The organism is Amorphoplanes digitatis (assembly GCF_014205335.1).
GTDB lineage: Bacteria > Actinomycetota > Actinomycetes > Mycobacteriales > Micromonosporaceae > Actinoplanes > Actinoplanes digitatus.
This window is the reverse complement of the sequence record NZ_JACHNH010000001.1, coordinates 1,041,346-1,064,378: the sequence shown is the minus strand read 5'-3', so window position 1 is coordinate 1,064,378 and position 23,033 is coordinate 1,041,346. Positions and strand designations below refer to the sequence as shown.

21 protein-coding genes are annotated in these 23,033 nt (G+C 73.0%); 7 read left to right on the top strand and 14 right to left on the bottom strand.

The features are described 5' to 3' along the window. Positions 1-31: 31 nt before the first annotated feature. Both BJ971_RS04945 and BJ971_RS04940 read left to right on the top strand, forming a co-directional pair. Positions 32-2,686, top strand: a complete 2,655-nt coding sequence (locus BJ971_RS04945) for a response regulator (RefSeq protein ID WP_184990224.1) — start codon at positions 32-34, stop codon at positions 2,684-2,686. Then, positions 2,683-3,093, top strand: a complete 411-nt coding sequence (locus BJ971_RS04940) for a response regulator (protein WP_184990222.1) — start codon at positions 2,683-2,685, stop codon at positions 3,091-3,093. The genes BJ971_RS04945 and BJ971_RS04940 overlap by 4 nt, the downstream gene beginning before the upstream one ends. Positions 3,094-3,115: 22 nt before the next feature. On the opposite strand, the gene truB is transcribed toward BJ971_RS04940, so the two are convergent. The 10 genes from truB to rimP form a co-directional block, all read right to left on the bottom strand. Further along, positions 3,116-3,997: a tRNA pseudouridine(55) synthase TruB gene (gene truB / locus BJ971_RS04935; protein WP_184998650.1), complete on the bottom strand. Its 882-nt coding sequence runs from the start codon at positions 3,995-3,997 to the stop codon at positions 3,116-3,118. Positions 3,998-4,075: 78 nt separating this feature from the next. Further along, positions 4,076-5,395 carry an MATE family efflux transporter gene (locus tag BJ971_RS04930; RefSeq protein WP_184990220.1) on the bottom strand — a complete coding sequence of 440 codons (1,320 nt, stop codon included), beginning with the start codon at positions 5,393-5,395 and terminating at the stop codon, positions 4,076-4,078. 451 nt (positions 5,396-5,846) lie between these two features. Continuing rightward, complete coding sequence (locus BJ971_RS04925; protein ID WP_184990218.1) at positions 5,847-6,875, bottom strand: DHH family phosphoesterase; 1,029 nt, start codon at positions 6,873-6,875, stop codon at positions 5,847-5,849. Continuing rightward, positions 6,872-7,339, bottom strand: coding sequence for a 30S ribosome-binding factor RbfA (gene rbfA, locus BJ971_RS04920; RefSeq protein ID WP_184990216.1), 468 nt, complete (start codon positions 7,337-7,339; stop codon positions 6,872-6,874). Before rbfA ends, BJ971_RS04925 begins: the two co-directional genes overlap by 4 nt. A 127-nt stretch (positions 7,340-7,466) precedes the next feature. Then, positions 7,467-7,760 (bottom strand): DUF503 domain-containing protein, encoded by a 294-nt coding sequence (locus tag BJ971_RS04915; protein WP_184990214.1) that lies wholly within the window; start codon positions 7,758-7,760, stop codon positions 7,467-7,469. A gap of 33 nt (positions 7,761-7,793) precedes the next feature. Beyond that, a complete protein-coding gene (locus BJ971_RS04910; protein ID WP_184990212.1) occupies positions 7,794-8,819 on the bottom strand; it encodes a TRM11 family SAM-dependent methyltransferase in 1,026 nt (341 codons plus the stop codon). Between the two features lie 60 nt (positions 8,820-8,879). Then, positions 8,880-11,963, bottom strand: a complete 3,084-nt coding sequence (gene infB / locus BJ971_RS04905) for a translation initiation factor IF-2 (protein ID WP_184990210.1) — start codon at positions 11,961-11,963, stop codon at positions 8,880-8,882. A gap of 91 nt (positions 11,964-12,054) precedes the next feature. After that, on the bottom strand, positions 12,055-12,456 hold the full coding sequence (locus BJ971_RS04900) for a YlxR family protein (protein WP_184990208.1): 402 nt from the start codon (positions 12,454-12,456) through the stop codon (positions 12,055-12,057). Further along, entirely contained in the window at positions 12,434-13,450 is a 1,017-nt protein-coding gene (gene nusA / locus BJ971_RS04895; protein ID WP_184990206.1) for a transcription termination factor NusA, read from the bottom strand. The genes BJ971_RS04900 and nusA overlap by 23 nt, the downstream gene beginning before the upstream one ends. After that, positions 13,447-14,118, bottom strand: coding sequence for a ribosome maturation factor RimP (rimP, locus tag BJ971_RS04890; protein WP_184990204.1), 672 nt, complete (start codon positions 14,116-14,118; stop codon positions 13,447-13,449). The genes nusA and rimP overlap by 4 nt, the downstream gene beginning before the upstream one ends. Positions 14,119-14,335: 217 nt before the next feature. Between rimP and BJ971_RS04885 the strand changes: the two genes are divergently transcribed. From BJ971_RS04885 to BJ971_RS04875, 3 genes are read left to right on the top strand one after another with little or no spacing between them, the layout of a single operon-like run. After that, positions 14,336-14,797: a hypothetical protein gene (locus BJ971_RS04885; RefSeq protein WP_239087551.1), complete on the top strand. Its 462-nt coding sequence runs from the start codon at positions 14,336-14,338 to the stop codon at positions 14,795-14,797. Continuing rightward, a complete protein-coding gene (locus BJ971_RS04880; RefSeq protein ID WP_184990200.1) occupies positions 14,794-15,216 on the top strand; it encodes a DUF4439 domain-containing protein in 423 nt (140 codons plus the stop codon). Before BJ971_RS04885 ends, BJ971_RS04880 begins: the two co-directional genes overlap by 4 nt. A gap of 40 nt (positions 15,217-15,256) precedes the next feature. Further along, positions 15,257-15,967, top strand: a complete 711-nt coding sequence (locus BJ971_RS04875; protein ID WP_184990199.1) for a nucleotidyltransferase domain-containing protein — start codon at positions 15,257-15,259, stop codon at positions 15,965-15,967. Positions 15,968-15,970: 3 nt separating this feature from the next. On the opposite strand, the gene BJ971_RS04870 is transcribed toward BJ971_RS04875, so the two are convergent. Then, positions 15,971-16,663, bottom strand: a complete 693-nt coding sequence (locus BJ971_RS04870; protein WP_184990198.1) for a VIT1/CCC1 transporter family protein — start codon at positions 16,661-16,663, stop codon at positions 15,971-15,973. Then, the gene (map, locus tag BJ971_RS04865; RefSeq protein ID WP_184990197.1) at positions 16,660-17,517 is read right to left on the bottom strand and encodes a type I methionyl aminopeptidase; all 858 of its coding nucleotides are present in this window, start codon (positions 17,515-17,517) and stop codon (positions 16,660-16,662) included. Before map ends, BJ971_RS04870 begins: the two co-directional genes overlap by 4 nt. Before the next feature lie 119 nt (positions 17,518-17,636). On the opposite strand from map, the gene BJ971_RS04860 reads away from it, so the two are divergent. Then, positions 17,637-17,954, top strand: coding sequence for an STAS domain-containing protein (locus BJ971_RS04860; RefSeq protein ID WP_184990196.1), 318 nt, complete (start codon positions 17,637-17,639; stop codon positions 17,952-17,954). A 9-nt stretch (positions 17,955-17,963) separates the two neighbouring features. On the opposite strand, the gene BJ971_RS04855 is transcribed toward BJ971_RS04860, so the two are convergent. Further along, entirely contained in the window at positions 17,964-21,602 is a 3,639-nt protein-coding gene (locus tag BJ971_RS04855) for a SpoIIE family protein phosphatase (protein WP_239087550.1), read from the bottom strand. An 88-nt stretch (positions 21,603-21,690) separates the two neighbouring features. Between BJ971_RS04855 and BJ971_RS04850 the strand changes: the two genes are divergently transcribed. Next, on the top strand, positions 21,691-22,263 hold the full coding sequence (locus BJ971_RS04850) for an HD domain-containing protein (RefSeq protein WP_184990194.1): 573 nt from the start codon (positions 21,691-21,693) through the stop codon (positions 22,261-22,263). Positions 22,264-22,269: 6 nt separating this feature from the next. Here the strand turns inward: BJ971_RS04850 and BJ971_RS04845 are convergent, their stop codons facing one another. Beyond that, positions 22,270-23,019 carry a gamma-glutamyl-gamma-aminobutyrate hydrolase family protein gene (locus tag BJ971_RS04845; RefSeq protein WP_184990192.1) on the bottom strand — a complete coding sequence of 250 codons (750 nt, stop codon included), beginning with the start codon at positions 23,017-23,019 and terminating at the stop codon, positions 22,270-22,272. Positions 23,020-23,033: the final 14 nt, after the last annotated feature.

Genomic DNA, 23,033 nt, shown 5'->3' with positions numbered 1-23,033 from the left:
AGGTGCCTGAAACGCTACAGTTGATGCCGATATGAGCATCGACTGGAGTCCCCTAGTCCTGCTCGCGGCCGAGTTCATGTTCGCCGTGCTGTTCGTGCGCGCCCTGAGTGGCTACCTCCGCCGCCGGGACCCGCTGCAACGCGACGTCACCCTGGTCTTCGCGCCCTTCGCGGTGCTGTTCGTCACCGACGTGATCCGGCGGATCGTCGGCGGGATGCTGCCGTACTGGCTCGGCGCGTTCGCCCTGCTGGCACTGCTGATCCAGCCCTACCTCACGGTCCGGCTGGCCGCCCGCCTGCGTACGGTGCCCCGGTGGCTGAACCTGGCCGTGCTGGCCACCTTCGTCGTCACCGCCGCGCCGCTCGCGTTCTCCGACCGGCCACGCCCGCCCGAGGCCTGGGTCCTCGCCGTGGTCGGCTTCGTCGCCGCCGAGATCGTCGCCGCCTGGCTGCTCCTCGGCAAGGCGCGGACCCGCTCCGGCGCGAACCGGGCCCGGCTGATGACCGCCGCCTTCGCCACCCTCGCCATCGGCGCGATGATCGTGCTGCTCGGCATCGGCTCGCTGCACGGCGCAGACTCCGGGTTCCGGACCGCGAGCCGGGTGCTGGCGCTGGTCAGCGCCGCCGGCTACCTGATCGCGTTCCTGCCGCCGCGCTGGCTGCGCCGGGCCTTCTCCGCCTCGGCCGCCCAGTCGGTGACCGAGCGCCTGCTGCGCACGCCGGTGGAGTCGCCCGAGCAGGTGTGGCAGACCTACGCCGAGATCATGCGGGTGCAGACCGGCGCCGACGCGGTCACGGTGCTCATGCCGTGCGCCGACGGCCTGCTCGCGCCCGCCGCGTACTCCGGCCCGCCGACCGCCGCACCCTACGAACTCGCCTACGAGGACATCACGGCGCTCGTCCGCGAAGGGCAGCCGGCGCGGCTGCGCGATGGCGGTACGGCGCTTGTCACCCACTACGGCGACGACCTCGGCGACGACTTCGTGACCGTCCTGAGCATGCCGGTGCCGCCGGACGCCGAGGGCGCGGTGCTGCTCTTCAACCGGCACCGCAGCCTGTTCCGGGACGACGACCTGCGGCTGCTGGCCGCGCTGGGCGGTCAGGCCGGCATCATCGCCGAGCGGCAGGCCGTCACGTCGGCGCACCGGCGCATGGCCGTCGAGCTGAGCGCCTCCGTCGAGGCGCTCACCCGGGCCAGCCAGGCGAAGAGCTCGTTCCTGGCGAACATGAGCCACGAGTTGCGTACCCCGCTCAACGCCATCATCGGCTTCAGCGACCTCATGCGGCTCGAGGAGCCGGACGGCGACCGCCGCCGGGTGCCGGCCGACTGGATCGAGCACGTGCACAGCAGCGGCCGGCACCTGCTCGGCCTCATCAACGACATCCTGGACCTCGCCAAGATCGAGGCGGGCCGGCTCGACCTGCGGCTCGCGCCGCTGCGGGTCGACACCGCGGTCGTCGACCTGCTGACCGGGCTCTCGCCGCTGCTGACCTCCAAGCGCCTGACCGTCACCACGAAGCTGCCCGAGGTCACCGTGCTGGCCGACCGGGTGCGCTTCCGGCAGATCGTGGAGAACCTGCTCTCCAACGCGATCAAGTTCACCCCGGAGGGCGGGTCGATCTTCGTCGCGGCGGCCGCGGCGGCCGACGACTTCGTCGACATCACGGTGGCCGACACCGGTGTGGGCATCGCCCAGGCCGACCACGGCCGGGTCTTCGAGGAGTTTCAGCAGGTCGGCGACCCGGAACGGCATCGCGCCGGCACCGGCCTCGGGCTGGCGCTGACCAAGCGGCTGGTCACCGCGCACGGCGGCGAGATCATCCTGGATTCGGCGCCCGGCGAGGGCAGCGCCTTCACCGTACGGCTGCCGGCCGCGGCGATCCTCAGCTTCGAGGAGGGGCCGGCCGCGGGCGCCCGGGTGCTGCTCGTCGAGGACGACCCGCAGTCGGCGGAGCTGCTCAGCACCCAGCTGGTCGGCGCGGGCTACCACGTCGACGTCGCCGGCACCGGCGAGGCCGGGCTCATCGCGGCCGGCGCGCACCCGCCGGACGCGATCGTGCTGGACGTTCACCTGCCGGGCATCGACGGCTTCGAGGTCATCCGGCGGCTCAAGGCGGACCCGCGGCTCGCGCCCATCCCGGTCTTCTTCGCCACCATCATCGACGAGCGCCAGGCCGGGCTGGCGCTGGGCGCGCACGACTACTTCGTCAAGCCGGTCGACCAGGCCGCCCTGCTGGGCGCCCTGGCCAAGGTGACCGCGCACCGGCCGACGCCCCGGGTGCTCGTCGTCGACCACGACGACGAGGTGCGGCAGGCGATCGAGCAGGGCCTGCGCGCGGGCGGGGCCGACGTGGTCGCGGTCGCCGACGGCCGCAACGGGCTGGCGCTGAGCCGAGAGGGCCACTTCGACCTGATCGTCTGCGACATGCAGTCGCCGGAGGTGGACGGCTTCAACCTGCTGGCCGCCATCGAGCAGGACCCGGCCACCCGGCACACCCCGGTGCTCGGGCTGACCGCGGCCGCCGGCGGCGTGCGCGCGCCGGGTGACGCCGGCCCGCTGGTCGCGACCGCGATGGCCGGCGGCGTGGTGGCCACCGCGATGGCCGGCGGCGCCGGCTGGGAAACCCTGGCGCCGCTGCTCTGCGGCTCCGCGAAGGCCGCGAACGACGAGGAGGACACCCCGTGACGGCAGCGAACCCGCGCATCCTGCTGGTCGAGGACGAGGAGCTGAACAGGACCCTGGTGAAGGCGGTGCTCTCCCGGGCCGGGATCGCCGCGGTCCGCGAGGCGGAGGTGCTGGACGCCTCCTCGATCGCCGCCGCGCGCGAACAGCTCAACACCGAGGACGTCGACCTGGTCCTGCTCGACATGAACCTGCCGGACGGCAACGGCCTGACCCTGGCCAGCGAGCTGGCGGCGGGCACGGTGGCGACGGGCCGCCGCCGGCCGACGGTGGTCGCGGTCACCGCGAGCGTGCTGCCCCAGGACCGCGCGGCGGCGCTCCAGGCCGGGTGCGACGGCTTCCTGGACAAGCCGTACGCGGCGGCGGACCTGGTGGCGACCGTCGCCGAGCACCTCTCCCACCGCCCTTAGCGGCCGAACACCGGAGCGGACGCTAGGCGGGTGCGAGGACGATCTCGGCGCGGGCCTTGCCGTCGCGCTCCGAGACGATCGCGAGCACCTCACCGGCGGCGTCGAAGACCGCGTACGGCCCCTCGATGCCCACCGGTTCGAGCGGGCCGCCGTGGCTGAGCACCCGCGCCTCCTCCGCGTCCGCCGCGCGCTGCGGAAAGGCGCGCCGGGCCGCGTCGGCCATCGGCAGGCCGATCACGTCGGGGGCGCGCTCCTCCAGCTCCGCCAGCGTGGCCGCCTCCGCGAGCGACAGGCCGCCGACGGCCGTACGCCGCAGCGCGGTGAGGTGGCCGCCGACGCCGAGCGCGCGGCCGAGGTCCCGGGCGATGGCCCGGATGTAGGTGCCGCTCGAACAGGTCACGTCGACGTCGACGTCGACGACGTCGGCCTCCCGCCGGATGTCGAGCACGTCGAGCCGCGAGACGGTGACCCGGCGCGCGGCCAGCTCGACCTCCTCGCCGTCGCGGACCCGCTTGTACGCCCGCTGCCCGTTGACCTTGATGGCGCTGACCGCGCTGGGCACCTGGTCGATCTCGCCCGTCTGCGCGCCGAGGCCGGCCCGGATCCCGTCGTCGGTGACCCCGGCGGCCGGGACGGTCGCGGTGACGTCGCCCTCGGCGTCGTCGGTGACGGTGGACTGCCCGAGCCGGATCGTGGCGGTGTAGCTCTTGCTCGAACCGATCACGTAGGTGAGCAGCCGGGTCGCCCGGTTGACGCCGATGATGAGCACCCCGGTGGCCATCGGGTCGAGCGTGCCGCCGTGCCCGACCCGCCGGGTCCTGGCCAGCCGGCGCACCCGCGCGACAACGTCGTGCGAGGTCATCCCGGCCGGCTTGTCCACGACGATGAGCCCGTCTGTATTGATGGTCTCGCTCCGCTCGACGGGCAGTGCGCCCTGTAGGTCACTGCGACTTTCGTTGCGGTCAAACCTAGTTGGGCGCCGTCAGCGGGTCACGCCCAGTACGGTCCAGTGGGTGCCGCGCCAGCGGATGACGATGAAGACCAGCCTGATCAGCATGAACAGCGCCAGGCCGCACCAGACGCCGGCCAGGCCCCAGTCCAGGGCGTAGGCCAGCCAGATCGCCGGCAGGAAGCCGAACAGGGCCGCCGCCAGCGTCATCGTGCGCAGGAACCCCACGTCCCCCGCGCCGATCAGCACGCCGTCCAGCGCGTAGACGACCCCGGCGAACGGCAGCATGCCGACGAACCACGGCCAGACGATCGCCGCCTGCTCCAGCACCGCCGGGTCGCCGGTGAACAGGCTCGGCACCACGCCCGCGCCCGCCGCCGCCAGCGCGGCGAAGGCCAGCCCCGCCACCGCACCGACCGCGGTCACCCGGCGGGCGACCGCGCGGGCGCCGGCACCGTCGCTCGCGCCCAGCGCCGCGCCGACCAGCGACTGGGCCGCGATCGCCACCGCGTCCAGCGCCAGGGCGCAGAAGAACCAGAGCTGAAGGCCGATCTGGTGGGCGCCGAGCGCCGCGACACCGAAGCGGGCCGCCACCGCCGTGGCCGACAGCCAGCAGGCCTGGAACGCCGCGCCGCGGATCAGCAGGTCCCGGCCCAGAACGAGCTGGCGCACGATGATCGCGGGGCTGGGCCGCAGCGGCGCCCGCTGGCGCAGAAGCGCCAGGAGGAAGAGGCCGCCGGAGAGCGACTGCGCCACCACGTTCGCGACCGCGGAGCCGGTCAGGCCCCAGCCGGCGGTGTAGACGAGCAGCGGGCAGAGCACCGCGGAGAGCACGTTCGCGCCGAGCACGAAGATCAGCGGACGCCGGGTGTCCTGCACCCCGCGCATCCAGCCGTTGCCGGCCGCCGCCAGCAGCAGGCCCGGCGCGCCGAGGGCCGCGATGCGCAGCCAGCCGGCGGCGGCCTCGGCGGTCGCCGGATCGCCGGCCAGCGCCCGGGCGATCGGGTCCGCGAAGAGCTGCGCGAGCAGCACCAGCAGCACACCGACGGCAAGGGCCAGCCAGGTGGCCTGCGCGCCCTCGGCGACGGCGGCGGCACGGTCTCCCGCGCCGAAGCGGCGGGCGGCCCGGCCGGTGGTGCCGTAGGCCATCAGCGTGCCGAACCACACGGCGACCGACATCACGGTGCCGCCGACGGCGACAGCGGCCAGCGGTACGCGGCCGAGATGGCCGACCACCGCCGTGTCGACAAGCACATACAGCGGCTCGGCGGCCAGCACGACCAGGGCCGGGAGGGCGAGGGCGACGATCCGCCGCGTCAGCGTGCGCTCGTCAACCGCGGCGGGCGGGCTCATGACTCACCATGATGCCCGCCGAGCCGTAAGGAGCGCAATGCGCTCGAAGACTTACCTACTGGCGCGTGTCCATGGACGTCTGGAGCGCACGGCGGGCCTGCTCGCGGGCGTCGTCGGACGGCTGGGGCTTGGGCTTGGGCATGGCGGCCATGATCGTGGTCCTTCCACGGCGGGACGGGTGCACGGCACCCAATGATCGATCGAGCGGGGCGTCGCGGGAGGCCGGCCCGGGATCACCGGACGGGCAGCGAAGCGACGCGCCCCGGGAGGATGCGCCCGGGTGGCTCGAGGCAGCTGCGACGTGCGGTGGTAGCGCCCGTGCAGAAACCAAATCACCGTTCAAACAAACTATCGTTCAGTCCCGCTTTTTGCGATTGGCATCCCGCCGTACGGGACACGAAAGAATGACAAAAGGCCGACCCGCGGGTCGGCCTTTCTGGGGGAAAATCGACTAAATGAGACTATTGTCCAGTTTGCCGTAAACGGCGGACACGATCTCGTCGGGCGTTCCGTGGCCGGTGAAGCCCGCCGCCAGCCGGTGCCCGCCGCCGCCCAGCGCGACCGCGACGGCGCTCACGTCGACCGCGCCCTTGCTGCGCATCGACACCGCCCACACGCCGTCGGCCTGCTGCTTGACCACGACGGACACGTCGACCTCGGCCACGCACCGGACCGGGTCGATGAGGGCGTCCAGCACGTACGGCCGCTGGCCGTGCCGCTCGAGGTCCGCCAGCGTCGCGTAGGTCCACACCAGGCCGTGCCCGCCCGCCGCCGCGGGATCGAGCCGCGCGCGGCCCAGCACGTCGGCGAAGAGCTTCATCGCGCCGAACGGCCGGCTGTCGAAGATGCGCCGGGAGATCTCACCCGGCCGCAGCCCGGTCGCGATCAGCCGGGCGGCCATCTCGTGCACCTGCGGCGTGGTCATGTCGAAGCGGAACGAGCCGGTGTCGGTCGCCAGGGCGACGTACAGGCACTCCGCGATCTCCACGTCCAGCGGCACGTCGAGGCGGCCGAGCAGCTCCTCGACGACCACGGAGGTGGCGGCCGCGGCGCCGTCGACCAGGTTGACGGCGCCGAAGCCGGAGTTCGAGACGTGGTGGTCGAGCACGACCGTCGCCCGTGCCGCCGGCAGCCGGTCGGCGAGCCCGCCGAGCCGGGACTCGGCGGCCACGTCGAAGACCAGGACCAGGTCGGGATCCCGCCACGCCTGCTCCTCCGGCACCAGCAGGTCGAGACCCGGAAGCGCGGCGAACGGCTCCGGAATCTCGAACTCACCGGGAAACGTCGCCTGTAGCCGCGCCACGCCGAGCCGGCGCAGCCCCAGCGCGAAGCCGAGCATGCTGCCCAGCGCGTCGCCGTCCGGGTTGACGTGGCAGATCAGCAGGACCCGCCCGGTCGGGGCCAGCTCGCGGATCGTCGTGACGGCCGCCGTCCAGTCGGCGGCCGCAGGCTTGACCGAAGCGGCGACCGCCTCGGTCACCCCTGATCCTCGCGGGCGCCGACCCGCTCGTCGGCGTCCTCCAGGTCCTCCTCGTCGACCTTGTACGGGTCCGGGTCGCCGGCGTACTGCTTGCCGGCGGCGAGCCGCTGCACCTCTTCGTCGCGGTGCCGGGCCGCGGCCAGCAGATCGTCGATCTCCTTGGCGTGGTCCAGGACGTTGTCCAGCACGAAGGTCAGGCTCGGCGAGTGCCGCAGCCCCAGGGCGTGGCCGACCCGGGTGCGGAGCATGCCCTTGGCGCTCTCCAGCGCCGCCGCGGTGGCGGCCTGCTCGGTCTGGTCACCGAGCACGGTGTAGTACACGTGCGCGTCGCGGAGGTCGCCCGTGATCCGGGCGTCGGTGATCGTCACCATGCCGAGCCGGGGATCCTTGATCTCGCGTACCAGCGATGCCACCAGCTCGCGGATGCGCTCCGCGTGCCGACGCGTCTTGGCCGGATCTGACATATCGCCCACCTCCGACAATCTTTCCTGCGGGTGAAACCACCCCGCCCAACGCCTGAAGCCTACCCATGACGGCCCCGCGCCGAACGTCCCGGCCGTCCGTCACCGACCCGGTCCCGACCAGCCCGGATCAGTCATCGTCACCGTGTAGCCGCCGCTTCACGGAGAGCAGTTCGATCTCCGGGCGGCCGGCCACCTGGTTCTCACAGGTGTCGATCACCGCACGCGCCTGGTGCGCCTCGGCGGCGACCACGGCCACCCCGATCTGTGCCCGCCCGTGCAGATCGTGCGCGCCGACCTCGGCGACGCTGACCTCGTATCGGCGCAGCATCGCGATGATCGGTCGGACATAGGAGCGCTTCTGCTTGAGCGAGTGGGAGTCGCCGGGCAGGAGCAGGTCGAAGAGCGCGGTTTCGGTATACATCAGCGAGCAGGGTACGCCCGCCGGCCGCCGGGATCAGCCTCTTTTCCGGGCCACCACGACGTCGCGCTCGATGCCCTGATCGACCCGGTGGCTCAGCTCCTCGTGCACGACGAGGTCGAGGCCGTTGGCGAGCAGGATGTCCTCGGCGAGCTCCCGCCGGGCCACCTTGGTGTTCCAGGACAGCCCGATGGCGCCGCCGGGGCGCAGCAGCGCCAGCCACTGCGGCACGGCCCGCTCCAACAGGTCCAGCGGACGGCGGGACATCCCGCCCTCGTCGTCGTAGCTGCCGTGCGCGACGCCGTACGGCAGGTCCGCTACCAGCACGTCGACGGTGTTGGCCCGGATCAGGCCGTCCAGCGCCGTGGTGTCGGCGTTGAGCACCGTCAGCCGCTGCACCACGCCGGCCTTGTGATCCTCCTTGCTGGCGGCCATCGTGATTTCCAGGCGGCGGGCGGCGCGGCGGCCCTGGCGGCGTACCGGCACCAGCTCGGCGGTGTGCTTGAGGCGCTTGCGCTTCAGCCAGGTCTGCAGGAACAGCTTGTACGCCTCGACGTCCTTGCCGTCGATCTCCACGCCGACGGCGTCGTAGCCGTACATGAGCGCCTGGTTGAGCGTGGTGCCGCGGCCCGCAAGCGGGTCACCCACGACGAGGTGGCCGTCGAGCATCCGCGACGCGGACTTCGAGGCCAGCAGCGTGAGGTTGAGCAGCAGCTTGGTGAACTGCTCGTTGGTCTTGCCGGCGTACTTCGGAATGGTGATCAGGTCGCTGTCGTAGCGGGCCAGCGGGGTGAGCTCGACCGGGCGCAGCAGGTCGTCGCCGGCCCGCTCGAAGAGGGCGTACGCCGCCGACATGTTCGACAGGTAGGCGACGTCGCGAGGCTGCAGGTCGGCGTCGAAGGTCAGGTACTCCACCCCGCCGATCGCCTCGGCGCCGACATCGGTGACGTCCCCGGAGAGCACCGGCCGGAACGCGGCCAGCTCGGCCCGGGAGAGGCGGCCGGCCTGATCGGCGTACACACGGTTGGCGGAGGGCGCGAGCAGCAAGGCATAGCGAGACATTCCAGTAGTAAAGACAACGGCCCCCGGCGCCGAAGCGCCGGGGGCCGTCAGCCGGGGTTGTTAGGCCCGCACCTTCTCACGCATCTCGAAGGTCTCGATCACGTCGCCGGGCTGCGGCGACCCGAAACCGGCCAAGGTGAGACCACACTCGAAGCCCTCGCGGACCTCGGTGGCGTCGTCCTTGAACCGCTTCAGCGAGCTGATCGTGACGTTGTCCGCCACCACGGTGCCCTCGCGCAGGATGCGCGCCTTGGCGTTGCGGCGGATGAGACCGGAGCGGACCAGACAGCCGGCGATGAGACCGATCTTGGACGAACGGAACACCTCGCGGATCTCCGCGGAGCCCAGCTCGACCTCCTCGTACTCCGGCTTGAGCAGGCCCTTGAGCGCCGCCTCGATCTCCTCGATGGCCTGGTAGATCACGCTGTAGTAGCGGATCTCCACGCCGGCGCGGTCGGCCATCTCCTTGACCTTGTTGCTGGCCCGGACATTGAAGCCGATGATCGTTGCGGTCTGGTCCGAGGAAGCCGACGCCAGGTTGACGTCGCTCTCGGTGATCGCACCGACGCCGCGGTGGATGACCTTGAGCTGCACCTCGTCCGGAATCTCGATCTTGAACAGCGCGTCCTCGAGCGCCTCGACCGAACCCGAACCGTCGCCCTTGAGCACCAGGGTGAGCGAGGTCTTCTCGCCCTCCTTGAGCTGCTCCATGAGCGTCTCGAGCGTGGCCTTGCCCTTCGAGTTCGCGAAGCTCGCCGCACGGCGGCGTGCCTGCCGCTGCTCGGCGATCTGCCGGACCGTGCGGTCGTCCTCGGCCGCCAGGAACGTGTCGCCGGCGCCAGGCACCGACGTCAGGCCCAGGACCAGGACCGGACGGGCCGGGCCCGCCTCGCTGACCTGGTTGCCGTTCTCGTCGAGCATGGCGCGGACGCGACCATGCGCGCCACCCGCCACGATCGAGTCGCCGGCACGCAGCGTGCCCTTCTGGACCAGAACCGTGGCAACCGCGCCCCGGCCCTTGTCGAGGTGGGCCTCGACCGCGACACCCTGCGCCGGCCCGTCGATCGGAGCGGTGAGCTCCAGCGACGCGTCGGCGGTCAGCAGCACGGCCTCGAGCAGGTCCTCGATGCCGATACCGGGCTTGGCGGCCACGTTCACGAACATCGTGTCGCCGCCGTACTCCTCGGCGAGCAGGCCGTAGTCCGTCAGCTGCTGGCGGACCTTGTCCGGGTTGGCGTCCGGCTTGTCGACCTTGTTGACCGCGACCACGATCGGCACCTCGGCCGCCTTGGCGTGGTTCAACGCCTCGACCGTCTGCGGCATGACGCCGTCGTCGGCCGCGACCACGAGGATCACGATGTCCGTCACCTGGGCACCACGGGCACGCATGGCGGTGAACGCCTCGTGGCCCGGGGTGTCGATGAAGGTGATCGCGCGGTCTTCGCCCTGGTGCGGGACGACGACCTGGTAGGCGCCGATGTGCTGGGTGATGCCACCCGCCTCGCCGGCGACCACGTTGGTCTTGCGGATCGCGTCGAGCAGCTTCGTCTTACCGTGGTCGACGTGACCCATGACGGTCACGACCGGCGGACGGGTGACGAGGCGGTCCTCGGCGATCTCGGCGTCGAGGTCGATGTTGAACCGCGACAACAGCTCGCGGTCCTCGTCCTCGGGGCTGACGATCTGCACGTCGAAGCCCAGGTGCTCGCCCAGCAGCAGCAACGTGTCGTCAGAGCACGACTGCGTCGCCGTCACCATCTCGCCCAGGTTGAACATCTCCTGGACCAGCGAGCCGGGGTTGGCGTTGATCTTGTCGGCGAAGTCGGAGAGGGACGCACCACGCGACAGCCGGACCTCCTGGCCCTGGCCGCGGGGCGCACCCGACGACATCTGCGGAGCCGACAGGTTGTCGAACTCCTGACGCCGCTGCTTCTTCGACTTGCGGCCACGCGTCGGCCGGCCACCGGGACGCCCGAAGGCACCCGCGGCACCGCCGCCACGACCGCGACCGCCACCACCCGGACGACCGGGAGCACCGGCACCGACCGGGCCGCCGCCACCGGGACGGAAGCCGCCACCGGCGCCACCGCCACCGCCGCCGGGACCGCCGCGGTAACCGCCACCGCCGCCGGCGCCACCGCCGGGACCGCCGCGGTAACCACCGCCACCGCCGGCGCCACCGGCGCCACCGGGACGGAAGCCGCCACCTGCGCCGCCACCGGGACCGCCACGACCGCCACCGGGGCCGCCGGGACGGCCTGCGCCGCCGCCGGGACCGCCACGACCGCCGCCGGGACCGGCGGGGCGCTGTGCGGGCATGGACGCGGGGCTGGGACGCGGCGGCATCGAGGCAGGGCTCGGCCGCGGCGGCATGCCGGGCTGGTTGGGCCGGGGCATCGCCGACGGGGTCGGACGCTGTGCGCCACCGGAGACGCCGAACGGGTTGTTACCGGGGCTGCGGGCCGGCGGGCGCGGTGCGCCACCCGGACCGGGCCGACCGGTGGTCGGCGCGCCCGGGGCTCCGGGACGCGTAGCCGCTGGCGAACCGGGACGCGGCGGAACCGTGCCCGGGCCCGGGGGCCGCGGACGGGAGGTCCCGTCGGCCGGAGGCTGCTGCGCCCGGCGCTCGGTGTCGCGCTGGCGAGCAGCCTGTGCCGCCTTGACGGCGGCCTCCTGCTCGGCCTTCAGCGCCGAGGCGCGCGCCTCGGCGGCCGCCACCTCGATGTCATGGGCACTCGCCGGCTTGGCGACCGGACCGGGCGTGGGGCTCGGTCGGACGGGAACCGGCGGCTTGGGCCGGACCATCGAGCCGGGTGACGGCGCCGGGGACGTGGGTGCGCTGGTGGGCGCTCCCTCGGCCGGGGCGGCGGCGGGCCGGCGCGGCGGCTGCGGCCGCGCGGTCGATGGGGTGGCTCGGGGGGCGCTGGGCGCGCTCGGGGCGCTCGGCGCGGCAGCGGCGGGTGCCGCAGGGGCGCCACCGCCCTGTGCGTCGAGGGCACCACGAAGTCGCCGGGCCACCGGGGCCTCGACCGTGCTGGATGCGGATTTGACGAACTCGCCCATCTCTTTGAGCTTGGCGAGAACGGTCTTGCTGTCGACCCCGAGCTCTTTGGCGAGCTCGTGAACGCGGGCCTTGCCTGGCACTGCACTCCTCACTTCGAGGTCGTGCGAGCAGCGCCCGCCGACCTCACTCGTGCACTAGAAGCCTGGTCATTTCAGGGACTTCATCGTGTGCTCATCTGGGTCGTCCTACCTTGCTGGACATGGATGGGGCACTTACCGCTCCATCATCGGTTGTTCCACGCGGAATGGAGACCGCGCGGATGTGTTCGGCAAGCAATCCGGTGTCAGCAACACCGGTTAGTCGCAGCGCGCGCCCGAAGGCACGGCGCCGCTCCGCCTGCGCGAAGCAGGCCGGATCAGGATGCAGATGCGCTCCCCGACCCGGCAGTCGGCGACTCGGATCGGGCTGGAGCCGGAGGTTGCCCTCCGCCCCGACCGCGACGAACCGCAGTAAATCGGAGGCCGGCACGCGTGAGCGACACCCAACACAGGTTCGTGTCGGACCGGCCACCCGAAAGTCTACCCCCCGTACCGGACGCTCGCGTATCCGGTCAGCTTCCGGTCTCTGCGGCATCGCGCTCCACGGCCGGGTCCGGGTCGTTGTCCGGGCGGATGTCGATGCGCCAGCCGGTCAGCCGCGCGGCCAGCCGGGCGTTCTGACCTTCCCGCCCGATCGCGAGGGAGAGCTGGAAGTCCGGAACGGTCACCCGGGCGGTCCGGGTGGCCGCGTCGACCACCTCGACCCGCAGCGCCTTGGCCGGCGAGAGAGCGTTGCCGACGAAGTGCGCCGGGTTCTCCGAGTAGTCGATGATATCGATCTTCTCGCCGTGCAGCTCGCTCATGACGGCCCGGACGCGCTGGCCCATCGGGCCGATGCAGGCGCCCTTCGCGTTGACGCCGGTCACCCGCGAATGCACCGCGATCTTCGTACGGTGACCTGCCTCACGTGCGATCGCGGCGATCTCCACCGTGCCGTCGGCGATCTCCGGCACCTCGAGGGCGAAGAGCTTCTTCACCAGCGCCGGGTGGGTGCGCGACAGGGTGATCTGCGGTCCGCGGAAGCCCTTCGCGACGTGCACCACGACGCAGCGGATCCGGGCACCGTGCTCGTATGTCTCGCCCGGCACCTGCTCGGCCTGCGGCAGGACCGCCTCGAGCTTGCCGAGGTCGACGATGACGATGCCCTTCTCGGCGCGGGCGGCGTCGGCCTGCACGATGCCGGTGACCAGGTCACCGTCCCGGCCCGCGTACTCGCCGAAGTGCACCTCGTCGGTGGCCTCGCGCAGCCGCTGGAGGATGACCTGCTTGGCGGTCATCGCGGCGATGCGGCCGAAGTCGTGCGGTGTGTCGTCCCACTCACGTACCACCGTGCCGTCGGCGTCCAGCTCCTGTGCGAAGACCTGGGCTGCGCCGTTCTTGCGGTCGATCTCCACCCGGGCGTGGCCCTCGGCCCCGTCCGTGTGCCGGTATGCGGTCAGCAGCGCCGTCTCGATCGCCGCGAGGATCGTCTCGAACGGGATCTCCCGCTCGCGCTCCAGGGCGCGCAGCGCCGCGAGGTCGATGTTCATCTCTCCTCGCCCTCCCCATTCTCGTCGTCGTCTTCATCTTCATCTTCGTCATCGGGCTCGTCTTCCGGCTCTTCCTCGTCCGGGAAGACGGCCTCGTCCAGCCGCTTGAACTCGATCTGGACCCGGCCGGGCCCGAGGTCGGCGTACGGGACCTCGCTGGTCCTGCCGTCGACGTCCAGGGTGATGCCGGTCTCGTCGGTGGCCTTCACGCGCCCGGTCAGCGATTTGCCCGCGACGGTGACCGTCACCAGCCGGCTCACGTTGCGCCGCCAGTGGCGGGGCTGGGTCAGCGGCCGGTCCACGCCGGGCGAGCCGACCTCCAGCTGGTATTCGCCCGCCAGCACCTCGCCGCCGGCCTCCTCGGCCGCGTCCAGGGCCTGGGAGATCTCCCGGGACACCGCGGCGACGTCGTCCAGGCCGATGCCGCCGTCGGCGTCGACGAGCACGCGGACCACGTGCCGCCGGCCCGCGCGGGACAGGCTGACGTCCTCCAGGTCGAAACCCGCGCCGGCGATGACCGGTTCGATCACCGCGCGCACGCGGGATCCCGCGGCCGCCAGGTCGATGCGCGGAGCGGCGGGGGTCCGCGTCTCCGCGACGGCATCGCGTCCGCGACCGGCACTGCGGCGGTTGGCCGCCCGGGCACCGCCGCGATCACGCTGCGTCATCGGGCCCAACCCTTCTGCTCGATTTCGGCGGGCGGAGAGGGCTCCGCACGCCGATCGCCGGGAACACCGGGATGCCACCGGGGCGAAATCCCCGGCGGCTGACGCAGAGCGTAACGCGCCGCTGGCTCCGCCCGGCCGCCGCCGCACCGAATCCGCGCCATGCGCAGGTCAGCGGCGTGGGCATCGGGGCTTGGCCACGATGGTGTTGACTTACCACGTGAAAAGACGTCAGCTGATCCGCTTGGCGGCCGGCACGGCACTGAGCGCCACGACGCTGGCGGGCTGCGGGCTCCTCGACAACGATCCGGACCCCGTCCCGCCGCCCGACGCGTTGCAGCCGGTGCTGGACGAGGCGCTGCAGCTCGCGGCGGCGTACGACCGGGCGGTGCTGGCCGAGCCCGGGCTCGCGAAGCGGCTCCAGCCGCTGGCCGAGGACCACCGGGCACACGCCGCCGAGCTGGCCCGGGTGATCGGCGTGACGCTGCCCTCGGGCGCGCCCGCGTCGAGCGCGCCGGTGGCGGGTGGTGACGCGGCCGACTCGGTGGCGACCCTGCGCAAGGCCGAGCTGGCGGCGCTGAAGACCGCGTCGACGGCCTGCCGCACCGCACCGGCCGACCGCGCCGGCCTCACCGGCTCGATCGCTGCCGCCCGCGCCTCCCACGCGGAGGCGCTCCGATGAGTGAACAGCTCACTGCCGCTTTGGCCGCGGAAGAGGCGGCCATCTACGCGTACGGGATTCTCGGGGTGCGGCTGACCGGCGAGGGTGACCTGACCGAGGCCCGCGCGGCCGAGGCGGCGCACCGGGCCCGGCGGGACGCGCTGATCAGCCGCCTGTCGGCGCTGAAGGCGAGCGCCGCGCCCGCGCCGGCCGGCTACGAACTGCCGTTCGAGGTCACCGACCGGGCCGCCGCGCTGAAGCTGGCCATCCAGGTCGAGGACGGCGTCGCGCAGGCGTGGCGCGCGGTGCTGCCGGCCAGCGAGGGCGCCGACCGGGCGACCGCGCTGAACGCATTGATCGAGTCCGCCGTCCGCGCGACCCGGTGGCGGCGCCTCGCCGAGGTCACCCCGGCGACGATGGCCTGGCCGGGAAAGGCCTGAGGAGCTTTCACACTTCAGGTTCTTGCCCGAGAATGACGCAGTGTCGCAGGACGAGTACGACCTGGCCAACCCCCGCTGGCACCTGGCCACCCGGCTCCGTGACGTGATACTGCGCCGCTGGTCGGCCGACGTGCGGGCCATCGGCGTGCACGGATCGATGGCGCACGGCGACGACTCCGACAGCAGCGACCTCAACCTCCAGGTCGTCACGTACAAGCCGAACGCCGGGCCGCACGCCACCCTGCGCCGGGTCGACGGCATCCTGGTCGACCTCAGCGTCGGCAGCGCCGACGACAGCATGCGCCGGGCCACGGAGCTGACCCCGCGCTGGCCGCTGGAGGCGGACCGCTACCTGACCACCCGCGACCTGTACGACCCGCGCGGCTGGTTCGGCGGGCAGCGCGACGCGCACCTGGCCCGGCTCGCCGAGACCCGGCCGGCCGAGTTCTCCGGGCTCGCCCGGCGCAACTGGTGCGTGGCCTCGGCCGCGCACGCCCGGGCGGTACGGCTGGCCGAGTGGTACGAGATCGACGCCGCCCTGGTCCTGCTGGCCGAGGCGCGGCTGCACGCCGCCATGGTCGCCGGCCTGCTCAGCCGCACGTACTTCCGCAACCGGGCCGACGCGGTCAAGCGCACCGGCCTCGCCGGGGCCGACGCCACCGAGCTGGCCGCGGTCCTGCACACGCAGGCGGAGGAGCTGACCGCCCGGGGCCGCCCGGTCGACGGCCCGCTGGGCGCCCTCTTCGAATAAGAGCTAGGCGACGCCGACGCCGATCAGCGCACCGACCACATAGGTCGCGCCGGCCGCCGCGGCGCCGAGCGCCAGCTGCCACAGGCCGCCGCGCCACCAGGCGCGGCCGGTGAAGCGCGCGAACAGGACCCCGGCCGCGAACAGGCCCGCGCCGCCGGCCAGGAGGGCGGCGGCCAGGCTGTCGAAGCCCAGCAGGTACGGCAGCAGCGGCACCACGGCGCCGACCGCGAAGCACCCGAACGAGGACACCGCGGCCGTGAGCGGGCTGGGCAGCTCGTCCGGGACGACGCCGAGCTCCTCCTGCGCGTGCACCCGCAGCGCCTGCTCCGGGTTCGCCTTCAGCACGTCGGCCACCTGGCGTGCGAGCGGCTCGGGCAGCCCTCGGGCGGTCCACATGCCGACCAGCTCGTCGGCCTCGCCCTCCGGGTTGACCCGCAGCTCGTGCCGCTCCTTGTCCAGCTCCGCCGCGACCTGGTCGTTCTGGGTGCGGACGCTGGTGTACTCGCCGATGCCCATCGAGATCGCGCCCGCCACCAGGCCGGCCACGCCGGTGAGGACCAGCGCCTGCCGGCCGACGCCGCCACCGCCGACGCCGGCGATCAGGGCGATGTTGGTGACCAGGCCGTCCATCGCGCCGAAGGTGGCCGCGCGCAGCCAGCCGCCGGAGACGTCCGCGTGATGCTCGGGCGTCGTCACGGCAGGGTCAGGATCTCGTAACCCTCCTCGGTCACCACCAGCGTGTGCTCGAACTGCGCGGTCCACTTGCGATCCTTGGTGACGACCGTCCAGCCGTCGTCCCACGTCTCGTACTCGTGGGTGCCGAGGGTGATCATCGGCTCGATGGTGAAGGTCATCCCGGGCTCCATCACCACGTCGAGCCGCGGGTTGTCGTAGTGCGGGATGTACAGCCCGCTGTGGAACGTCTCGCCGATGCCGTGGCCGGTGAAGTCGCGGACCACGCCGTAGCCGAAGCGGCGCGCGTACGCCTCGATGACCCGGCCGATGGCGTTGATCTGCCGACCGGGCGCGACCGCCCGGATGCCGCGCATCATCGCCTCGTGGGTGCGCTCGACCAGCAGCCGGGCCTCGTCGCTGACGTCGCCGACGCAGAACGTCGCGTCGGTGTCGCCGTGCACCCCGTCGATGTACGCGGTCACGTCGACGTTGACGATGTCCCCGTCCTCGAGCACCGTCGAGTCGGGGATGCCGTGGCAGATGACCTCGTTGAGCGAGGTGCAGCACGACTTGGGGAAGCCCTTGTAGCCCAGCGTCGACGGGTACGCCCGGTGGTCGCAGAGGAACTCGTGCACCACCCGGTCGATCTCGTCGGTCGTCACGCCCGGTTTGCAGTGCTCACCGGCGAGCTGGGTCGCCTGCGCGGCGATCCGCCCGGCGACGCGCATCCGCTCGATGATCTCGGGGGTCTGCACGTGCGAGCCGCGCCACTGGGCCGGGCGCTTCTTCCCGACGTACTCGGGGCGGGTGATCTGCGGCGGCACCGCCCGCCACGGCGACTGCTTTCCCGGCACGAGAGGGGCGCGAACGGTCATCGGCTCAGCTTATCGCCGCCCGCACCCGGCGCCCCCCGGGGCGTGACGGGAGATAACAGCTCGGTTGACCCGGATGACCGGTTGTTGCCGCCCCTGGGCCGCTGTGTAATCGTGTCAGCGTGGATCAAGATGGCGCCGAGACGATCTTCTCGGTCAGCACCTCGACGGACGGCGACCGGGCCACCGTGGTGGTCAGCGGCGAGGTCGACATGTCCACGGCCGATGCCATGTTCGAGGCCGCGACCGGCGCCGGCTTCGGCGGCGTCGTCCTCGACCTGCGCGATGTCACGTTCTTCGACTCCGCCGCGATCCACGCGCTGGTCAGGCTCGCGGAGCGCTATCCGGGCGCCCTCGAGGTGATCCCGTCGCGACAGGTGCACCGGGTGCTCGACATCTCCGGCCTGGCAAGCCAGCCCTGGCTGCTCCAGCGCGGCTGAGCGGGCCCGTCAGTCCCGGCTGATCGGCCGCCGCAGGGTCACGGCCGTGCCGGCCTCCGAGCGGTCGACCGACAGCTGCGACAGCGCGCCGATCAGCGCCAGCCCGCGCCCGCGGAAGCCGGCCGCGGTGGCCGGCTTCCAGCTACCGGTGTCCCGTACGGTCGCCGTCACCGCGTCGTCGCCGACGGACACCTCCACTGTGATCACCGCCTCGACGGGCTCGACGGGGTGCTCGATCGCGTTCGCCGCGGCCTCCGAGACCGCGACGGTCAGGTCGAAGACGTCGTTCTCGGGCACGCCGTTCGCGGCCAGGAAGTCCTCGAGCCGGCGCCGCAGCACGCGCAGCCGGGTCGGGTCGGCGGGCAGCCGCAGCACGAACTCGCGCGGCTCGGTGGCCTGCAGCACCAGCAGCGCGATGTCGTCGCGGCGGGTCTGCCGCGCGGCGCCGGCCAGCAGGCTGTCCAGCAGGTCCTCGACGTGCTCGGCCGGCTTGGCCAGCTCGGTACGCAGCTCGGCCAGGCCCGCGTCGATGCCCCGGCGCCGGTCCTCGATCAGCCCGTCGGTGTAGAGCAGCAGCCGCTGCCCGGGAGCCAGCTCCGACTCGTGGGTGGGGTAGCTGACGTCGCCGAGCGCCCCGATCGGCGGCCCGAGGGCCTTCGCATAGAGCAGCTCGCCCTCCTCGCCCGGCGCGGCCACCATCGGCGACGGGTGCCCGGCCGAGGAGTAGTGCAGCCTCCGGGTGCGCGGGTCGAAGCGGACGCAGACGACGGTCGCGAACTGGTGCCCGCCGAGGTTGTCCACCAGCCGGTTGAGCCGGGTCAGCGACTCGCCGCAGTCGAACCCCTCCAGGATGTACGCCCGCAGCGCGTTCCGGAGCTGCCCCATGCCGGCCGCGGCCTGCACGCCCTTGCCGACCACGTCCCCGATCACCAGGAAGAGCGAGTCGTCCGGCGCCAGGAAGACGTCGTACCAGTCGCCGCCGACCTCGGCCTCGGTGCTGCCGGGCAGATAGCGGCTGCCCACTATCGCACCGGGCACCCGCGGCAGCGAGTGCGGCAGCAGGCTGTGCTGGAGCGTGCTGGCGATGCGGTGCTCCGCCTCGTAGAGCCGGGCGTTCTCCAGCCGCAGGCCGATGAGCCGGGCGAGCTGGGTCAGCAGCGCCGGCTCGGGCGGGCCGTCGGTACCGGACCAGACGCTCAGCTCGCCGAGCGCCGCACCGGACGTGTCCGGCAGCGGCAGGACGACGACCGCGGCGTCCGCGGCGGCACCGCCGTCCAGCTCGGCCCGGGCGCCCGGCGCGGTGATCACCACGCGGCCCGCCGAGGTCATCGCCCGCACGTGCCGGGCGGCGACGTCGAGCACCTCGGCGGTGGTGCGTACGGTGTCGACCGCCGCGGCCGCGTCGACGAGCCCGCGCAGCCGGCTGATGATCTGCCGGCGTGCCTGGCCCAGCTCCAGGTTGGCCCGGACCCGCGCGGTCAAGTCACGCACCGAGAACGGCTTGACCAGGTAGTCGTCAGCGCCGGCCGAGAGACCCTCCACGGAGGACTCCTCGCCGGCCCGGGCGGAGAGCACCACGATCGGCACGTCCCGGGTGCGCTCGTTGGCCCGCAGCGCCTTGATCAGGCCGAAGCCGTCCAGCCGCGGCATCATCACGTCCGTCAGCACCAGGTCGAAATGCTCCGCCAGGGCCCGGTCCAGCGCGTCGACGCCGTCCACCGCGGCCGTGACGTCCCAGTACGGCCGGAGCAGCCGGGCGACGTGATCGCGCAGATCGGCGTTGTCGTCCACCAGCAGCACCCGGCCCCGGCGGGCGTCCTGCACCTCGCCCGGCTCGGCCGGCGCGGGCGGCGTCTCGTCCAGCCACCAGTGCGCCTCCTCGACGTAGAGGCGGGCCTGCTCGTCCGGCGCGGCCGTGGTGCCCTTGTCGATGACCCGGTCGGCGGGCAGGTGCGCCGTCCCGAACGGGATCACGACCGTGAACGTGCTGCCGGCGCCCGGCTCGCTGCGCGCGGTCGCCGTGCCGTCGTGCAGCTCGGCCAGCTCGCGGACCAGGGCCAGGCCGATGCCCGTGCCCTCGTGGCTGCGGGACCAGGCACCGGTGACCCGGTGGAAGCGGTCGAACAGCAGCCGCTGCTCCGCGGCGGAGATGCCGACGCCGGTGTCGGTGACCTCGAGAACGGCGCAGCCCTCGCGCTCGGCGACGCGTATCGAGATGCCGCCGGCGGGCGTGAACTTCACCGCGTTCGAGAGCAGGTTGAAGACGATCTTCTCCCACATCTCACGGTCGACGTACACCGGCGCGGACAGCGGCGGGCAGTCGACGTCGAGCCGCAGCCCCGCCCGCTCGGCCGCGGAGCGGAACGTGCTGGCCAGCCGGGCGGTGTAGTCGGCCAGGTCGGTGGGCCGGTACGCGGCGCTGAGCCGGCCGGACTCCAGCCGGGAAAAGTCGAGCACCGTGTTGACCAGCTTGAGCAGCCGCAGTCCGTTGCGCTGCATCGGCAGCAGGCGCTCCCGCTGGTCGTCGGTGAGGCCGGCACCGGCGAGCAGCTCCTCGAGCGGACCGAGGATCAGGGTCAGCGGCGTGCGGAACTCGTGGCTCACGTTCGAGAAGAAGTTCGTCTTCGCCGCGTCAAGGGCGGCCAGCTCCGCGGCCCGCCGGCGTTCCTGCTCGTACGCACGCAGGTTGGCCACCGCGCGGGAGATCTGTGCGGTGGCCAGGTCGAGGAAGTCCCGGTAACCGCGGTCCATCGCCAGGAAGCGGCTGACCCCGACGACCAGCACCCCGGCGTCGCCGGTGCCGGCGCCGACCGGCAGCACGAGCGCCTCGGGCGCGGCGGACGCCGGTGGCGGGTCGGCCAGGTCGGCGACCGGAAGGGTGCCCGGCTGGTGTGAGTTCATGACCGCGTCGACGACCCGCCGCGCCTCGGCGCCGATCGGCCAGGACGCGGACGTCGGCAGGCCGCAGACCCCGGCCAGGGTCAGCTCGCCGCCGTCCTCGGGATCGTCGAGGTAGAGGGCGGCGAACGGCACGTCCGCCTCGTTCTCGCCGAGGACCCGCGCGACCTGGATGCCGAGCGCGGCCTGGTCGGGCGAGTCGGCCAGCCGGGAGCCGAGAGCGCTGAGCGTACGCACGCGCCGGTCGGCGAGCACCCGGCGGGTGGTGTCGCTGACGATGCAGAAGACGCCGCCGACGCTGCCGTCGCCGCGCCGGATCGGGTCGTAGGAGACGTCGAAGTACGTCTCCTCGAGGAAGCCGTAGCGCTCCAGCATGAACAGGTGGTCGGCGGCGTAGAACGACTCGTCGCGGGCCACCACGTCGTGGAAGAGCTCCTCCAGCACCGACCAGGTCTCGGCCCACATCTCCCGGCCCGGGCGGGCCAGGTGGCCGGGGTGCTTGCCGCCCATGGTCGGCAGGTAGGCGTCGTTGTAGAGCGCGCAGTACTCCGGGCCCCAGAAGAGAACGATCTGCGCCTTGGAGGCGAGCATCGTGCAGACGGCGCCGACCAGCTCCGGCGCCCAGCCGGCCGGCTCGCCGAGCGGCGTCGCCGCCCAGTCCAGCTCGAGCATGCGGCCGCCCATCTCGCCACCGCGCTCGAACGCCGCTCGCAGCCGCTCCGGCTGGGCGCCGTCCGCGCTCGCCCGCATGCGTCCTCCCGCGGCTGGTTCGCCCGTCAAGTCCTCGGCACGGTAACACCCACCGGTCGGGCTTTTCAGCGGTAGCTAGCCTTGCGCCGTGACGTCCCAGGTACTCGATCTGGCCCTGACCGAATCGTCGCTGCGCCCGCTTCCCGGGCCGGCCGCCGAGCTGCTGCGTGAGCTGGACGCCCCGCCGCGGCTTGGCGCGCACCTGCGGATCGTGCACGACGTGGCGTGGTCGCTCACCGACGCCCTGGGACGCCGCCGGCCGGACCTGGAGTTCGACACCACCGCGGTGCTGTTCGGCGCCGCGACGCACGACATCGGCAAGGTCGTGCACGTCGAGGAGCTCTCCGCGCCCGGCCACGCGCACGAGGAGGCGGGCCGCGACCTGCTCCTGCGGTACGGCGTGCCGGCGCACCTGGCGCGTTTCGCGGGCAGCCACGCGTCCTGGGACGACCCGCACGTCACCCTCGACGACCTGCTGGTGAGCCTCGCGGACAAGGTGTGGCGGGCGGCCCGGGTGGAGGACCTGGAGAAGCTGGTCTGCGCCCGGTTGGGCGGGGCGCCGTGGGAGGCGTTCCTGGAGCTGGACGACGTGCTCCGGCAGCTCGCGGCGGGCGCGGACGCCCGGCTCGCGTTCCAGGCGGCGTACCCGATCACGGCCTGACCCCGGTCAGGCCGCGATCGCGGTCTCGCCCAGGCCGGACCGGTCGGCCGCGGCGTCGACCAGGGCCGCGAAGACGCGCAGGTCGGCGGTGCGCTCCGGGTGCCACTGCACGCCGAGGGCGAAGTACCGGTCGCGGTGCTCGATGATCTCCACGACCCGGTCCTCCGGGCACCGCCCGACGACGGTGAAGCCGCCCGGGTCGTCGACCGCCTGGTGGTGGAACGAGTTCACGGTCAGCCTCGCGCCGAGCAGCGCCCGGGCGGCCGAGCCGGGCCTGAGCACCACGTCGTGGCGTCCGAAGTCCGAGGAGCCGGCGGCGAGCGGGTCGGTGCCGGGCGCGGCCCGGTGCCGCTCGTGGCCGACCAGGTCGGGCAGGTGCTGGTGCAGGGAGCCGCCGGTGGCCACGGCCATCACCTGCAGGCCCCGGCAGACGCCGAGCACGGGCAGGTCGGCGTCGAGGGCGGCGCGCATCAGCATCAGCTCGGAGGCGTCCCGGACCGGGTCGGACTCGGTGGCGGGGTGCGGCGCGGCGCCCCAGTTGGCCGGGTCGACGTCGCCGCCGCCGGCGAAGACGATGCCGTCGAGCGACTCGAGCACGTCGATGCCGGGGTCGTCAGGCGTGATCAGGACCGCGCGGCCGCCGCTGGCGTGCACCGCCTTGACGTAGGACATCGGCAGCATCCCGACCATCTGGTCGTGGGCGCCGTACGTCGCCTGCTGGGCGTACGCGGTCAATCCGATCAGGGGCCTGCGCATCTTCCTGCGATCCT

What these genes read in the sequence shown, in the direction of transcription:
- BJ971_RS04930 (WP_184990220.1), bottom strand. Translation starts at nt 5,395, where the DNA reads ATGAGCCCGCCCGCCGCGGTTGACGAGCGCACGCTGACGCGGCGGATC.
- map (WP_184990197.1), bottom strand. Translation starts at nt 17,517, where the DNA reads ATGACCGTTCGCGCCCCTCTCGTGCCGGGAAAGCAGTCGCCGTGGCGG.
- rimP (WP_184990204.1), bottom strand. Translation starts at nt 14,118, where the DNA reads ATGACGCAGCGTGATCGCGGCGGTGCCCGGGCGGCCAACCGCCGCAGT.
- BJ971_RS04910 (WP_184990212.1), bottom strand. Translation starts at nt 8,819, where the DNA reads ATGTCTCGCTATGCCTTGCTGCTCGCGCCCTCCGCCAACCGTGTGTAC.
- BJ971_RS04945 (WP_184990224.1), top strand. Translation starts at nt 32, where the DNA reads ATGAGCATCGACTGGAGTCCCCTAGTCCTGCTCGCGGCCGAGTTCATG.
- BJ971_RS04880 (WP_184990200.1), top strand. Translation starts at nt 14,794, where the DNA reads ATGAGTGAACAGCTCACTGCCGCTTTGGCCGCGGAAGAGGCGGCCATC.
- BJ971_RS04855 (WP_239087550.1), bottom strand. Translation starts at nt 21,602, where the DNA reads ATGCGGGCGAGCGCGGACGGCGCCCAGCCGGAGCGGCTGCGAGCGGCG.
- BJ971_RS04845 (WP_184990192.1), bottom strand. Translation starts at nt 23,019, where the DNA reads ATGCGCAGGCCCCTGATCGGATTGACCGCGTACGCCCAGCAGGCGACG.
- BJ971_RS04915 (WP_184990214.1), bottom strand. Translation starts at nt 7,760, where the DNA reads ATGTATACCGAAACCGCGCTCTTCGACCTGCTCCTGCCCGGCGACTCC.
- BJ971_RS04900 (WP_184990208.1), bottom strand. Translation starts at nt 12,456, where the DNA reads ATGCCGCAGAGACCGGAAGCTGACCGGATACGCGAGCGTCCGGTACGG.
- nusA (WP_184990206.1), bottom strand. Translation starts at nt 13,450, where the DNA reads ATGAACATCGACCTCGCGGCGCTGCGCGCCCTGGAGCGCGAGCGGGAG.
- rbfA (WP_184990216.1), bottom strand. Translation starts at nt 7,339, where the DNA reads ATGTCAGATCCGGCCAAGACGCGTCGGCACGCGGAGCGCATCCGCGAG.